Consider the following 13766-nt stretch of genomic DNA (forward strand, 5'->3'; position numbering starts at 1 on the left):
TACCCTTGTACGGTGACTCTGCGCTTGTATGACACCGCGACCCGATCGGTCCGGGACTTCGTCCCGTCGACGCCCGGTCAGGTGGGGATCTACCTGTGTGGCGTCACCGTGCAGTCCACCCCCCATATCGGTCACCTTCGTTCCGCCGTCAACTACGACGTGCTGCGCCGTTGGCTGCTGCACACCGGCCTGGAGGTCACGTTCGTCCGCAACGTCACCGACGTGGACGACAAGATCCTCCAGAAGGCCGGTGAGCAGGGCCGGCCGTTCTGGGCCATCGCCTATGAGAACCGCCTCCACCTGGACCGCGACTACACCGCGCTCAACGTGCTGGCGCCCACCTACGAGCCGCTGGCCACCGGGCACATCACCGAGATGCACGAGCTGATCCAGGAGCTGATCGACCGCGGTCACGCCTATCCGGCCGCCGGCGACTGCGCCGACGTCTACTTCGACGTGCTCTCCTATCGGGAGTACGGCGCGCTCTCCGGTCAGCGGCCGGAGGAGATGCGCGACGCCGGCGACGCCCCGGTCCGGGACAAGCGCGATCATCGCGACTTCGCCCTGTGGAAAGGGGTGAAGGCGGACGAGCCGCGCGACGCCTACTGGCCGTCCCCGTGGGGCAAGGGCCGTCCCGGCTGGCACATCGAGTGCTCGGCGATGGCCCGGCGCTACCTCGGCGACGAGTTCGACATCCACGGCGGTGGCCTCGACCTGACGTTCCCGCACCACGAGAACGAGCTGGCCCAGTCCAAGGCGGCCGGTCTCGGTTTCGCCCGCTTCTGGGTGCACCACGCCCTGCTCAACCTCGGCGACTCCAAGATGAGCAAGTCGCTCGGCAACGTGATCGATCTGGCCTCGCTGGTCGAGTCCGGGATCCGGCCGGTCGAGCTGCGCTACTACCTGGGCAGCCCGCACTACCGCTCGCGGATCGACTACTCGGACGAGGCGCTGCGTGAGGCCGCGGTCGCCTACCGGCGGATCGAGGGCTTCGTGCAGCGGGCCGCCGAGGTGGTCGGGCCGGGCCGGCCCAAGCAGGTGCCACCGGCGTTCGCCGACGCGATGAACGACGACCTGAACACGTCGGCGGCGCTGGCGATCGTGCACGACACGGTGCGCGAGGGCAACACCGCGCTGGCGGCCGGTGACGAGGCCGGCATCCGGGGCGCGCTGACCGCGGTGCGGGCCATGCTCGGCGTCCTCGGTCTCGACCCGTTCGACGAGAAGTGGGACGGCGGCGAGGGCGGCAACGACCTGAAGCCGGTGGTCGACTCGCTGGTCGCGCTGGCACTGGAACAGCGGGCCCAGGCCCGCGCACGTAAGGACTGGGCGGCCGCCGACTCGGTGCGCGACCAGCTCAAGAACGCGGGTATTCAGGTGGAGGACACTCCGGCCGGGCCGCGATGGACGGTAGGAGAACAGCACTGATGCCGGGAAATTCGTTCAACGCCAGCAAGCGCACCACCTCGAAGAAGGGCGCGGTCGCCGGTTCCGGCGGTAAGAACCGTGCCGGGCTGAAGGGCCGCGGCAAAACTCTGCCGGCCGACGAGCGCCCGTGGCACAAGGGCTACTCGGGCACCGAGAAGCTGCCCGAGAAGACCGCGCGCAAGCAGGACAAGGAGCGCCGTGCCGCGGCCGCCGAGGGCCGCGCGCCCAAGGTCGGCGTCCCCGGCAGCAAGGACACCACCTGGGGCCGGGGCGGTGGCCGTGCCACCGGGCTCACCCGCACGCAGACGGCCCGCGGCGGCGTCCGTGGTGGCGGTCCGCGTGGTCCCCGGATCGCGCCGGGCCGCCGGTCCAACCCCACCAAAGAGGGTCCCGAGCTGCTGCTCGGCCGTAACCCGGTGGTCGAGGCGCTGCGGGCGCTGGTTCCGGCCACCGCGCTCTACGTGGCGCAGGGCATCGACATCGACGACCGGGTGACCGAGATCGTGCGCACCTCCGGCGACCGGGGCATCCCGATCCTGGAGATCAGCCGCAACGAGCTGGACCGGATGACCGGCGGTGTGCTGCACCAGGGCATCGGGCTGCAGGTGCCGCCGTTCGCGTACGAGGAGTTCGACGATCTCGTCAACGCCGCGCTGGAGCAGACCGCTCCGCTGCTGGTCGCGCTGGACGGCATCACCGACCCGCGCAACGTGGGCGCGGTGATCCGGTCGGTGGCCGCGTTCGGTGGGCACGGTGTCTTCATGACCGAGCGCCGCGCCGCCGGAATCACCGCGACGGCCTGGCGCACCAGCGCCGGTGCGGCCGCCCGCGTCCCGGTGTCGCAGGTGGTCAACCTGACCCGGGCGATCAAGTCGGCGCAGAAGGCGGGCTTCACCGCGATCGGTCTAGACGCCGACGGGGAGACCGGCCTCTACGAGCTGGAGGCCGCGATCGGGCCGCTGATCGTGGTCGTCGGCTCCGAGGGCCGTGGCCTGTCCCGCCTCGTCGGTGAGACGTGTGACCTGCGGGTGAGCATCCCGATGGCCTCCGACGTGGAGTCGCTGAACGCCAGCGTGGCGGCAGCGGTCACTCTCGCCGAGGTGAGCCGCCGCCGCCACCAGGGCTGATCTTCAGGAGTATGCGCGCAGGCGGTTGCCATCCGTGAGGAAGAGGCGGCCGCCTGCCACCGTCGGTGGGTAGTTCTGGCTGCTCGGCATGCCGCCCTTCAGCGTTCTGCCGGTCGTCGCGTCGGCGATAGACAGTCCCGCCCCCATGCCGGACGGGCTGTAGAGCAGCGACCCGGCCCGTACCGGCTGCCCCGCGCCGTCCGGCAGGTGCACCGACCAGAGCTTCCGGCCGGTCTTCGCGTCGAGGCAGATGACACTGCGGTACCGCGGAAAGTAGACCCGCTCGTTGTCGGCGGTGACCGAGGGCGCCGGCCAGGTCGACTCCCAGGCCTTGTTGCCGTTGGCCGAGTCGATCGCGGTGAGCCCGCCGTTGCGGCCACCGATGTAGAACCGCGAGCCGCTCGGGTTGCTGCCCACGGCGTACCAGTCCTCCGGGGTCTTCCAGATCGTCGTCCCGGTCTTGACGTCGACCGCGCGGGACCCTTCGCCCTCGGTGCGCAACAGGATCCGTCCCTGCGCCGACAGCAGCCCGTCCCCGCGGGTGCCGTAGAGCTTCCACAGCCGGGCGCCGGTGGTCAGGCGGTGCGCGACGGTGGACGCCTCGAAATCGGGTCGGCTGTCGACTACGACCACCCCGCGGTCCACGATCATGTCCTGGGTGGGTGCGCCGAGCGGGATCTCCCAGAGCCGGGCGCCGGTGCCGGCCCGGTAGGCGCTCAGGAAGCTGTGCTGGTTGTCGCAGGCGTAGGTGAGGGTGGCCAGGATGCCCCCGGACAGGGCCATCCGGGTGACGCCGCGGCGCTCCAGGGCCACATGCCAGCGGCGGGCGCCGGTCGCCGGGTCGTACGCGCCGATCCCGCCCGGATCGCTGGTGTAGAGGTTGCCGTACCCGGCCAGCGGTTCCCGTCCGACCTCACACTCCGGGGCGCCGTGGGTGGACATCTCCCAGCGGCTGGTGAGCGCGCCGACCGACGACGCGGTCAGCCTGCTCTCGTGCGGGTTGTAGAAGGTCAGGCCGGGGCCGTACCCGGTCTGGGCCCATTCCGAGACGGGCGCCGGAGCCGGTGCTGGCGGGGTGGGCAGACTGAGTGCCGCGGTCAGGGCGGCTATCAGGAAGAGGTTCACACAAGATCAACGAGCGGGGGCGGGATCGATGATGGGCGGGGCTCTTCCGCCGCCCGGTATCGGCCCGGGCGGCGGAGGAGCAGCCGGTCAGAGGTCCGCTGCGGGGGTGAAGACGTCGCAGTTGCGGCCCTGCTCGGCGCGAGCCACCGTGTTGCCGGCGCACAGCCGCACCTCGGGCCGGCCGCCGCCCCACAGGAACTCGGAGCGTGCCGCGAAGTTGGTCTTCCCGGGCCGGCACAGGCTGTTCAGGGTGCGCCACTCGATGCCGTCGGCCGGGCCGTTGTAGGCGATCTGCACGACCGCGCACCGGTTACGGCTGTTGACGGCCAGGGTGCCGTTGACCGCGACCGGCGGGACCGGGCGCTCCGGGATGCTCATCATCCGGTCGTAGGTGCCGTAGGCGCTGGCCTTTCCGACGGCCAGTTCGAACGTGTTGTCCGCGGCGAGAGCGGGCGTGGCGGCCAGGGCGACGACCGTTCCGGCGCCGGCGAGAATGGACAGGGTGCGGGTGACGAACGATTTCATTGAATGGTCCTCAATTGTGTCGAGGGTATACGTCGAGACAACAACGAATGAAAAGAAGAAAAGGCTCGCCGGTGGTCAGCGAACGAGCAGGGTGTAGCTCGGCACGAAGCCGGTCCGGCAGCGGAACGAGACCCACGCCTTCTGCGCGACGCCGGCCGCGCCGACCTTCTGGCACTCGGCCTGGGCGTCGGCCACCTCGTTGAAGGCGGCGGTGTAGACGACCCTCTCGGCCGCCAGGGGCCTGGTCCGCGCCGGGTGGCTGACGATCAGATCGTCACCGGCGTATCCCGAGCGTACGGCGTAGGAGTGCCACGCTCCGGCCTGGAGACCGGCCTCGCCGATGACCGCGGCGCGGCCGAAGCCGTAGGTGCCCATGAGCCCGGTGGCGTCCGGTGCCGGGGCGGCCTGCGCGGCGGCCGGGGTGAGCACGGCCGCGACGGTGGCGAGCATGACGGCGCCACGTGTGATGGAACGCATTTGTTCGGTGTCCCTTCCATAAAAGCCCGGGGATCTCCCGCGACATGATGGACGGCCGTACGGAAAGGATCGTGTCTCCCCGCAGGCATTACCGAACATACATGAAACGCGTGGGTGGTAAAGGGTGGGGGCGCAGTTCTTATTCGCGCGTTCGCATTGTTCGCTGATCTGTTGTTTTCGCTGATGATTTCAGCGCCGAAAAGTGAAATACCCCCGCCGGTCGGCGGGGGTGCGGTGGACGCCGGGTGGCGAAACGTGGGTTACCCGACGGCACCGGCAGGATCGGCCGTCAGGTTGGTCGCCGGGCTCCGCGATCGGGAAGGGCGGGTCCGGGTCGCGTCCGGTGAATTCGGCCGGGCGAGCGCGACAGCCCGGCGTTTCGGATCCCACCTGTGAAAGAGCCCCCGGTCGGGATCGAACCGACGACCTCCCGTTTACAAGACGGGTGCTCTGGCCATCTGAGCTACAGGGGCAGTGGTCATCAGCATAACGTCCTGTGATGCGGGCGCCATCTTGGCAGGTCGGAAGAAAACAAATACGGTGGCAGGGCTGTTCCTTCTACTCGGATCGTCCGGCACGTTCCTGCCGGTGGAAAGGAAGTCGCTTCACCATGGCTACCGTTACCTATGACAAGGCCTCACGGATCTACCCGGGCTCCGAGCGCCCCGCGGTCAACGAGCTGAACCTCGAGATCGGCGACGGAGAGTTCCTCGTCCTGGTCGGCCCCTCCGGTTGTGGCAAGTCCACCAGCCTGCGCATGCTCGCCGGCCTGGAGGACGTGGACCGCGGCCGCATCATGATCAACGACAAGGACGTCACGCACCTCCCGCCGAAGTCCCGGGACATCGCGATGGTGTTCCAGAACTACGCTCTCTACCCGCACATGACGGTGTACGAGAACATGGCGTTCGCCCTGAAGCTGCGCAAGACCCCGAAGGCGGAGATCGACCGCGCCGTCAAGGAGGCCGCGGCCCTGCTCCAGCTCGAGGAGTACCTGTCGCGTAAGCCGAAGGCGCTCTCCGGTGGTCAGCGTCAGCGTGTCGCCATGGGCCGCGCGATCGTGCGTCAGCCGCAGGTGTTCCTCATGGACGAGCCGCTGTCGAACCTCGACGCCAAGCTCCGTGTGCAGACCCGTTCGCAGATCGCCTCGCTCCAGGCGAAGCTCGGCGTCACCACCGTCTACGTCACCCACGACCAGGTCGAGGCCATGACCATGGGTCACCGGGTCGCGGTCATGCTGGACGGCGTGCTCCAGCAGGTGGACACCCCGCGGGCGCTCTACGACACCCCCGGCAACGTCTTCGTCGCCGGCTTCATGGGTTCCCCGGCCATGAACATCAAGACCGTTCCGCTGACCGAGATCGGTGCCAACTTCGGCGCTCTGAACGTCCCGCTCACCCGTGAGCAGGTCGCCGCGGCCAGCGAGGCCGGCGAGGGCAAGGTCACCGTCGGCTTCCGCCCCGAGGCCGCCGAGGTCGTCAGCGAGTCGGCCGACGCGCTGCCGATCGTCGTCGACCTGGTCGAGGACCTCGGCTCGGACGCCAACGTCTACGGCCACTCCGACCTGCCGGGTGGCTCGGAGCGGTTCGTGGTCCGCACCGAGCGCCGCTACATGCCGCACATGGGCGAGACGATCTACATCCGTCCGCAGACCAGTGCGCTGCACCTCTTCAACGCGGGCACCGGCCTCCGCATCGCCAGCTGATCCGCGAGAAGCGGCCCTCCTCCACACGAGGGGGGCCGCTTTTCCGTGCAGGAGCGTTCAGCCGGCGAACGCATGGATGACGTAGTCCTTGTCCGCGGCGCAGGCCACCACGGACGTGTTCCACGAGCAGGTGCCGGACCGGACCTTCGACAGCACGCCGAGACTCACCGGGTTCTCGCCCAGGTGGGTGCCGGCCAGTTCCCGGTCGTTCACCGAACTGGTCATGTCTCCGGAGAAGCTCAGCACGTTGCGGGCGTCCAGCCGGACCGCGACACCGAGCCGGTACCACGCGTCCTCACCGTCGACGAGCAGGGTGGTGCCGTCGTCGCCGATCGCCAGTAGACCGTCGTCGCCGACCGCCACCAGCTCTTCGGCGCCGGGTACGGCCTTGTCCCACGCGCCCTCCCCGCCGACCGCCCGGATCACGGCGGCTTTCCGGTCGTAGCCGGTGGTCACGACGAAACAGAGCAGTTCGCCGCACGGGGTGAGCCGGCTGACGTCCTCGGAGTCCCCGGCCGTGTAGAGGGTGACCGGCTGGGTCTCCGTCAACCGGGCCAGGTCGTACTGGAAGACGCGCTTGGTGGTGCCGGGCTCCAGAACGTACAGCCGGCCGTCGTGGGCGGCGACCTTGTCGCTGGTGGACGCCACCTCGGCGCGTGTCTGCACGACGTCACCGGTGTGCACGTCGCGGACCGTGACCGTGCGGTCGGCGTCGATCTGCACGAACCTCTGCTTCTCGTCGGCGGCCGGTGTGAACGGCCGTCCCTCCGAGCCGGCCGGCCCGTTGAGGTCCCCGGGGCTGGTGACCGGTTGCAGGGTGGTGCTGTCGGCGTCGTCGACCGACCACTCGACCGTTCCGTCCGACATGTCGAGGCCGGTCAGCTTCTTGGCCTCCCGGTCCGCCCACAGCACGATGTCCGACGTGACCTGGACCTCGTCGGAGGAGCCCAGGTCCCGCTCCCAGACCAGCCGGCCGTTCTCGCTGCTCAGCGCCACCATCCGGCTCCGGCTGGTGGTGGGGTCGATGCCGGAGAGGAACACCACGACCGACTCCCGGGCGTACATCCCCTTCCAGCTGTAGGCCCGGCCCGCGAGGTCGTTCTCCCAGAGCGCCGTGCCGGTCCCGGTGTCGGCGGCCACCGTGTGCAGCACGCCGGCCTCGGTGACGCCGGCGAAGAACGCCCGCTCCCCGTACATCTCGCTGTCGATGAAGGTCGACGTGAACGGTGCCGTCGGAGTGATCCGCTTGATCTCGCGCAGCGCGTGGTAGTCGAGGGCCGGGAACTTCGGCCACAGCAGGACGACCGCGGCGGTGGTCGCGATCGCGGTCACCGCGGCGACCGCCCCGCCGATGATCAGTGCCAGCCGGCGCCGGGACGGCTTCTCGACGGTCGGCTCGGTGGCGCCCGGGACGGTCCAGGTGCCCTCCGGATGCGGATGCGGCGTGTAGCCACCGGGCTGACCGCCCGCGGCGATCGCGGCGGCCTCGGCGGTCGCCCACGGGTCGACCGGCTCGGCATAGACGGGCCCTTGCGGGACGGTCACCGGCGTGGGTGTCGGCGTGGCCGCCTCGGAGACACCCGGCGAGAAGCGCGCCTGCGTGGCCTCCGCCTCGGCCGGCTGCGTCTCGTCCCCCTGACCTGCCATGTTCCCGCCCCTCATCCGCCCTACCGGCCCGCCATGGTACCGAGCAGGGCATTGACGATCAGTCCTGCGAACGACCGGACGCCCGACGGCCGGAAGGCAAGTGCTGAGTCGTGATTTATCCGTGGCTATCGTGGCGTCATGCGCATCGAACGTGTCACCGTCGAGGCCGACGTTCATCGTGCGGCTGATCTTTTCGACGCGCCACCCATCGACTCGGTGACCCGCCGGTTCCTCAGTGATCCCACCCATCATCTGCTGCTCGCCTACGACGACGCGGACCGGCCGGTCGGCATGATCACCGGCGTCGAGACCACCCATCCGGACAAGGGCACCGAGATGCTGATCTACGAGCTGGGGGTCGCGCCGGTCGCCCGGTTGCAGGGTGTCGGCACGGCGCTGGTCGACGCGCTGGCCGCAATCGCCCGCAAGAACGGTTGTTACGGCATGTGGGTCGCCGCCGAGTCCGACAACAAGGCCGCCCTCGCCACCTACCGCCGGGCCGGCGCCGACGAGGAGATGACGTTCACACTTCTCAGCTGGGACCTGACGAAAGACTGAACCCCCGCATCCGGTACGAACCAGGGGCCCCCGACCGCAGACGATCCCGTCCCGGGGCCACCCCGCGAGGTGGGCGGTCCGTCCCGGCCGTGACGCGTCCGCCGGGCTGAAGCGCACCGTCACCGCGAACCCGCCCGATACCCGCCGGCCGTGGACCCATCGGTCCTGCGACGACGACTCGGCCACACCGCCGCGAGGCACAGCGCGGCCAGGATGCCGACGATCGGCAGGATCAGGATCCGGACGTCGTCCTCCAGATCCTCGGCCAGAACGTCCGGCAGACGCGGATCGGCCAGCCCTTTCCGGTCCTGCACCACCAGCACCTCGTCGCCGGGTGCGCCGGTGCCGTCGCCCGGCCATGCGGAGAGCCGGCCGGGGATCGGGTCACCGTCCACGGCGAGGTCGTAGTCGGGCGGGCCGCTGTGCCCGTCGTACACCACGGCGACCGTGGCGCGGACCTGCCGGCCGTCCTCCAGCAGCGACAGCTGCACGGACATCGCCACGACGCCCATCAGGAAGGCGTTGAGGAGGGTGGCCACGACCAGCGGGACGATCCGTGGAGGGCGCTCGCTCTGTGTGGCGATCAGGTAGAACACCAGGATCTGCCCGGTCAGGATGACGATGCCGACGATCGGGTCGACGTCGGACCGCACCCAGGTGGTGGCCACCGGCACGATCAGGGCGGTGAAGGCCAGCATGGTGAGCAGGTAAACCGGAGCAATCGCCAGATCGGCCCGCGGACGCATGGGCACAAGCTACCGAAGATCTTCAAGCGCACCGCCGAAGATCCCCGGCTGGCTCCCACCGCTGTCTCAACCGCGGTGAGACAGCGGTGGGAGCCAGCCGGGGGTCACGAGGGGACCAGGGTCGGTGGGCGGTCCGAGGACGGCCAGACGTAGGGCAGGTCGTCGGGTACGTCGGGGCCGAAGACGGGACGGTAGAAGGCGGCGTCCTTGCGGATCAGTGCCGAGCGGTGGCTCAGGTGCAGGTCCGCGTCACCGAGCCACGGCGGCAGGTCGCCGGCCGCGGCGAGGGCGGCCTGGTCCCGTACCCCCGCGATGTCGATCGTGGCCCGCAGATCGGTGACCAGGGTCACCGCGCAGGTGTCCGCATTGCCCTCGGCGGTCCACACCGCGCACATGTCGAGTCCGTAGCGGACCAGACCCTCCTCGTATCCGTGCCACATCTTGACCGCCGGGTGGTGCCGCCAGCCGTAGCCCGGCCGGACCAGGCCCCGCAGCACCTGGATCGCCTCGACCCGCTGCTTGCCCAGCCGTTTCGGGTCGAGCGCACGCGCGCTGGCCAGAAAGTCGGCGAACGGCAGGAACGTCTGCATCCTCCGATTCTCCGCTTCCGCGCGGAGGCCGCTACCGCTTCCACTTCTCCCGGTTGACGAACCCGTCGACCGGTTCCTCGAGCAGGCGGGGGTCGTCGACGGCGGGCAGCGTGGGAGCCTTGCGCCTCTGCGCGGCGGCGAAGGCGACGGGGGCGCCCGAAGCGGCCGGGCCGGCCGCCGACGGCGTGGGCGCGGCCGTGTCCGGGTCGTCGGCCGGCGGCGGGGCGGAGACCGACGCGGTGCCGGCGGTCGGCGCGATCGTCGGTGCGGCCGCCGGAACCTTCGGAGCACCCGGAGCGTCCGTGTCCGGCGAGGTCCCAGAATCCTCCGAGGTCGAAGGGTCTTCCGAGGTGGACGGGTCTTGCGAGGTGAAGGGGTCTTCCGGGGTCGACAGGTCCGGCGAGACGCCCGGGTCGCCGGGGAAGGCCGGGCCCTCCACGGTGAACGGATCTCGCGGAGCCGACGGGTCCGCCGGCGTGCCCGGCGCCGGATCGTCCAGGGCCGGCATGCCCGGGGCCGGGACGGCAGGCAGGGCGCCGTCGTCCGGCATGATCTGCGCGACACCGGCCACCTGCATCGGCAGACCGGCGAACGGCACGGTGCGGATCACCGCGGCGGTGGGGGTGTCGTCGGCCCAGGCCGGCGCGGCCCCGAAGAGGACTACGCCGCTCGCGATCACTCCGGTACACCACAACTTGCGCACTGATCTTCTCCCGCTGGTTGTACCCGACAAGTCGGACATCAGGTGTCGGTGGGGGCAACGAGCGGCCCCACGGGCGGGTTCCGGCTGACTACGATTCGTGAATGTGAGTGCCGCGCCGACCGAGAAGATCCACAACCGTTCCGAGTCCGACGAGGACACCCGGCCTCACCTGGTGCTCTGCGGCGCCGATGCGCTGGTGTACACGCTGGCCGAGGAACTGGCCAACTCCCGCCACCGGATCCGCATCACGGTGATCACTCCGCACCGGATCCGCCCGGACGTGCCCGACCTCGCCCAGCTCGCCGACCGCGACGTCGTCTGGCTCAAGGCCGACCGGCTGGACGAGCGTACCTTCCGCGACGCCGGGCTGACCGGATCCTCGGCGCTTGCGCTCGTCATGCCCGACGACATGGTCAACCTGCACGCCGCGCTCTGTGCCCGCGAGGTCGAGGAGGACCTGCGTGTGGTGGTGCGGATGTTCAACACCGGGCTCGGGCAGAGCGTGGTCCGGCTCTTCCCGGACTGTGCGGTGCTGTCCGACGCCGAGATGGCCGCGCCGGCGTTCGTCGCGGCGGCTCTGGGGAAGGTCGCTCCGACCCACTTCCGGCGCGCCGGGCGTACCCTCTATGTCGCTGAGCGGGCAGACGTACCCGAGCGATCGTTTGTCCTGACCCTGACCAGCACCAACGGTGAGGGTGAGGTGAGCGTCCTGCCAGCCGAGCCGGTGCCTGCGGCGGCGCGGCCGCGCGATCTGGTGCTGGCCGAGGCGGTCGGCCGCCCGGCCGGCGAGGACGTGACCCGCAAGCTGCTGAGACGGGCCGGGCGCCGCCGGCAGCCGGGCCGCGCGATCGGGCACGCGCTGCGCGCCGCACTCAGCCGCAAACTCGGCATCGCCGTGCTGATCACCCTGGCCACCACGCTCGTCGCCGGGCTGGTGCTCGCCGAGTACGACGGGTCCGGGCACGGGCTCTGGGAGTCCATCTACATGACGTTGCTGACCGCGGTCGGCTCGTCCGATGTGGAGATCGGCCGGGACCCGGTGGCCCAGGCCGCGCAGTTGGTCCTGACGATCGCCGGGCTGGCGCTGATTCCGCTGATCACCGCGGCCGTGGTGGACGGCATGGTGAACGCGCGCCTGGCACTCAGCCGGGGCGGGATCGCCGGCGAGATGAGCGACCACATCGTGCTCGTCGGTCTCGGCAACGTCGGCACCCAGGTGCTGCGCCAGCTCACCGACCTGGGCGTCCGGGTGGTGGCGATCGACCGGGTCGCCGACGCCCGCGGTGTGAAGACCGCCCAGCGCCGCGGCGTGCCGGTGATCGTGGGCGACGCCTCCGCGGAGGCCACCCTGCGGGCCGCCTCGATCGACACCTGCCGGGCGCTCGTCGTGCTCTCCACCGACGACACGGTCAACCTCCAGGCCGCGTTGCAGTCCCGGCTGGCCCGCCCGGACCTGCGGGTGGTGCTGCGGCTCTTCGACGACGACTTCGCCCAGCGGGTCGAGTCGGCCTTCCAGATCGACACCTCACGCAGCGTCTCCCGGATCTGCGCACCGGTCTTCGCGGCCGCCCTGCTGGAACGCGACGTGCACGCCACCATCCCGGTCGACCGGCACTCGGTGCTGGTCGCCACGGTCACCGTCGCGGCGCTGTCCCCCCTGGACGGTGCGCCCCTGGAGCACGCCGACCATCCGGGTGAGGCGCGGGTGCTCGGCATGTCGTCGGCCGGGCAGCAGTGGGTCGACTGGGTGCCGGACCGGCGGCGGGTGCTCGCCGAGGGCGACCGGATCCTGGTGGTGGCCCGCCGCGGTGGGCTGCGCGCGCTCGTCGAGCTGGCCAGTCCGCCGTTACAGCGTCCCGCTTAGCTCCTCGGCCTCCACGCCCAGCACCGCCTGCTCGTCCGGCTTGTTGACCAGCACGTCGGACAGGTAGCTCTGCACCGCCGGGCCCATCCCGACGTCGCGCCCGGCCTTCTCGGAGAGCAGCCACTTGTGCTGGATGATCTGCGAGAACACCTCCTGCGGCTCCAGTTTGCGGCGCAGGGGCGCCGGAACGGCCCGGACCACCGGCTCGAACACCTCGGTCAGCCAGCGGTGTGCGGCCTGCTGCTCGTCTTTCAGGTGGCTCTCGGCGCGATAGGCGTCGAGGTCGTTGAGCAGCTGCCGCGCCTGGTTCTCCTCGGCGTCCAGGCCGGTCAGCCGCATCAGCCGCCGGGTGTGATAGCCGGCGTCGACGACCTTGGGCCGCACCAGATAGCCGCCGTCCACCGTGGACATGGACACCTCGGCGATGTCGAAGCCCATCTCGTTGAGCCGCCGGATGCGCCGCTCGATGTGGTGGCGTGCGTCCTTCGCCACCTCCTGCTCGTAGGTGACCTCGTGCCACAGCCGGTCGTAGCGCGCCACGATGTCGTCGACCACCGTCTCCGGGTCGATCGACTCGTGCAGCAGCTCGGCGGCCTGCAGATCCAGGCACTCGCCGAAGATGTTCAGCCGCAGGATCTCGATGTCCTCGCTGCGCTGACCCTCGGACAGTTTCGGGTACAGGTTGCCGGTCTCGGCGTCGACCAGATAGGCGGCGAAGGCACCCGCGTCCCGCCGGAACAGCGTGTTCGACAGCGAGCAGTCACCCCACGAGAAGCCGGTCAGATGCATCCGCACGACCAGCGCGGCGAGAGCGTCCAGGAGGCGGCTCATCGTCTCCGGGCGGAGCACCCGGGAGAACAGCGCACGGTACGGCAGCGAGAACTGCAGGTGCCGGGTGACCAGGACCGTCTCCAGCGGCTCACCCTCGGGCGTCTGCCGGTCGGTGGCGATCGCGACCGCCTGCACGGCCGGGAAGTCGATCCGTTCCAGGGCGCGGAGCAGGTCGTACTCCTTCTCGGCGATCCGTTCCCGGGTCTCCTTCATGGCGTAGACGACGCCGTTCAGCTTCACGAACCGGACGATGTGTCGCGAAATGCCCTGCGGCAGCGCGACCAGGTGATCGGCGGGCCACTCCTCCAGCGGGATGTGCCACGGCAGATCCAGGAGCGCGGGGTCGACGACGGCAGAGGTGATGCGCACGGACCAAGTGTGCCGGTTCGTACGGCGCGTCGTGCCCGCACGTGGCTCGTTACACAGGTGCGAAACGGCCC

Annotated in this window: 13 protein-coding genes and 1 tRNA gene; 5 read left to right on the forward strand and 9 right to left on the reverse strand. The window is 70.4% G+C overall.

The annotated features are described in order from the left end of the window. The first annotated feature begins 12 nt into the window (after positions 1-12). Both cysS and rlmB read left to right on the forward strand, forming a co-directional pair. Positions 13-1428, forward strand: coding sequence for a cysteine--tRNA ligase (cysS, locus tag BC793_RS21960; protein ID WP_109595081.1), 1416 nt, complete (start codon positions 13-15; stop codon positions 1426-1428). Further along, complete coding sequence (gene rlmB, locus BC793_RS21965; RefSeq protein WP_109595083.1) at positions 1428-2555, forward strand: 23S rRNA (guanosine(2251)-2'-O)-methyltransferase RlmB; 1128 nt, start codon at positions 1428-1430, stop codon at positions 2553-2555. Before cysS ends, rlmB begins: the two co-directional genes overlap by 1 nt. 3 nt (positions 2556-2558) lie before the next feature. Here rlmB and BC793_RS21970 read toward each other — a convergent pair whose 3' ends face one another. From BC793_RS21970 to BC793_RS21985, 4 genes are all read right to left on the reverse strand, one after another. Then, positions 2559-3680, reverse strand: coding sequence for a PQQ-binding-like beta-propeller repeat protein (locus BC793_RS21970; protein WP_109595085.1), 1122 nt, complete (start codon positions 3678-3680; stop codon positions 2559-2561). 87 nt (positions 3681-3767) lie between these two features. Then, positions 3768-4205: a hypothetical protein gene (locus BC793_RS21975; protein ID WP_109595087.1), complete on the reverse strand. Its 438-nt coding sequence runs from the start codon at positions 4203-4205 to the stop codon at positions 3768-3770. A gap of 75 nt (positions 4206-4280) precedes the next feature. After that, a complete protein-coding gene (locus BC793_RS21980) occupies positions 4281-4682 on the reverse strand; it encodes a hypothetical protein (protein ID WP_109595089.1) in 402 nt (133 codons plus the stop codon). Between the two features lie 399 nt (positions 4683-5081). Next, positions 5082-5155: transfer RNA gene (locus tag BC793_RS21985), tRNA-Thr, on the reverse strand. Between the two features lie 137 nt (positions 5156-5292). Between BC793_RS21985 and BC793_RS21990 the strand changes: the two genes are divergently transcribed. After that, a complete protein-coding gene (locus tag BC793_RS21990; protein WP_109595091.1) occupies positions 5293-6387 on the forward strand; it encodes an ABC transporter ATP-binding protein in 1095 nt (364 codons plus the stop codon). A 57-nt stretch (positions 6388-6444) separates the two neighbouring features. Here BC793_RS21990 and BC793_RS21995 read toward each other — a convergent pair whose 3' ends face one another. Further along, the gene (locus tag BC793_RS21995) at positions 6445-8034 is read right to left on the reverse strand and encodes an outer membrane protein assembly factor BamB family protein (RefSeq protein WP_109595092.1); all 1590 of its coding nucleotides are present in this window, start codon (positions 8032-8034) and stop codon (positions 6445-6447) included. A gap of 138 nt (positions 8035-8172) precedes the next feature. On the opposite strand from BC793_RS21995, the gene BC793_RS22000 reads away from it, so the two are divergent. Then, positions 8173-8592, forward strand: a complete 420-nt coding sequence (locus BC793_RS22000) for a GNAT family N-acetyltransferase (RefSeq protein WP_093619474.1) — start codon at positions 8173-8175, stop codon at positions 8590-8592. Between the two features lie 119 nt (positions 8593-8711). Here the strand turns inward: BC793_RS22000 and BC793_RS22005 are convergent, their stop codons facing one another. The 3 genes from BC793_RS22005 to BC793_RS22015 all read right to left on the reverse strand — a co-directional run bounded on the left by BC793_RS22005 (position 8712) and on the right by BC793_RS22015 (position 10631). Further along, positions 8712-9338 carry a hypothetical protein gene (locus tag BC793_RS22005; RefSeq protein ID WP_109595094.1) on the reverse strand — a complete coding sequence of 209 codons (627 nt, stop codon included), beginning with the start codon at positions 9336-9338 and terminating at the stop codon, positions 8712-8714. Positions 9339-9442: 104 nt separating this feature from the next. Next, positions 9443-9928: an MSMEG_6728 family protein gene (locus BC793_RS22010; RefSeq protein WP_109595096.1), complete on the reverse strand. Its 486-nt coding sequence runs from the start codon at positions 9926-9928 to the stop codon at positions 9443-9445. Between the two features lie 31 nt (positions 9929-9959). Further along, the gene (locus BC793_RS22015; RefSeq protein ID WP_146246386.1) at positions 9960-10631 is read right to left on the reverse strand and encodes a hypothetical protein; all 672 of its coding nucleotides are present in this window, start codon (positions 10629-10631) and stop codon (positions 9960-9962) included. A 103-nt stretch (positions 10632-10734) separates the two neighbouring features. Between BC793_RS22015 and BC793_RS22020 the strand changes: the two genes are divergently transcribed. Then, on the forward strand, positions 10735-12495 hold the full coding sequence (locus BC793_RS22020) for an NAD-binding protein (protein ID WP_239170214.1): 1761 nt from the start codon (positions 10735-10737) through the stop codon (positions 12493-12495). Here BC793_RS22020 and BC793_RS22025 read toward each other — a convergent pair. Next, complete coding sequence (locus BC793_RS22025; RefSeq protein ID WP_109595100.1) at positions 12478-13695, reverse strand: DUF4032 domain-containing protein; 1218 nt, start codon at positions 13693-13695, stop codon at positions 12478-12480. The two genes, BC793_RS22020 and BC793_RS22025, sit on opposite strands and share 18 nt — an antisense overlap. Positions 13696-13766 lie beyond the last annotated feature (71 nt).

The organism is Actinoplanes xinjiangensis, from assembly GCF_003148685.1.
In the GTDB taxonomy this organism is placed as follows: domain Bacteria; phylum Actinomycetota; class Actinomycetes; order Mycobacteriales; family Micromonosporaceae; genus Actinoplanes; species Actinoplanes xinjiangensis.

Excerpts from the sequence above, each read along its gene's own strand:
- rlmB (WP_109595083.1), top strand. The coding sequence starts at position 1,428 with ATGCCGGGAAATTCGTTCAACGCCAGCAAGCGCACCACCTCGAAGAAG.
- BC793_RS21975 (WP_109595087.1), bottom strand. The coding sequence starts at position 4,205 with ATGAAATCGTTCGTCACCCGCACCCTGTCCATTCTCGCCGGCGCCGGA.
- BC793_RS21980 (WP_109595089.1), bottom strand. The coding sequence starts at position 4,682 with ATGCGTTCCATCACACGTGGCGCCGTCATGCTCGCCACCGTCGCGGCC.
- BC793_RS21990 (WP_109595091.1), top strand. The coding sequence starts at position 5,293 with ATGGCTACCGTTACCTATGACAAGGCCTCACGGATCTACCCGGGCTCC.
- BC793_RS21995 (WP_109595092.1), bottom strand. The coding sequence starts at position 8,034 with ATGGCAGGTCAGGGGGACGAGACGCAGCCGGCCGAGGCGGAGGCCACG.
- BC793_RS22000 (WP_093619474.1), top strand. The coding sequence starts at position 8,173 with ATGCGCATCGAACGTGTCACCGTCGAGGCCGACGTTCATCGTGCGGCT.
- BC793_RS22005 (WP_109595094.1), bottom strand. The coding sequence starts at position 9,338 with ATGCGTCCGCGGGCCGATCTGGCGATTGCTCCGGTTTACCTGCTCACC.
- BC793_RS22010 (WP_109595096.1), bottom strand. The coding sequence starts at position 9,928 with ATGCAGACGTTCCTGCCGTTCGCCGACTTTCTGGCCAGCGCGCGTGCG.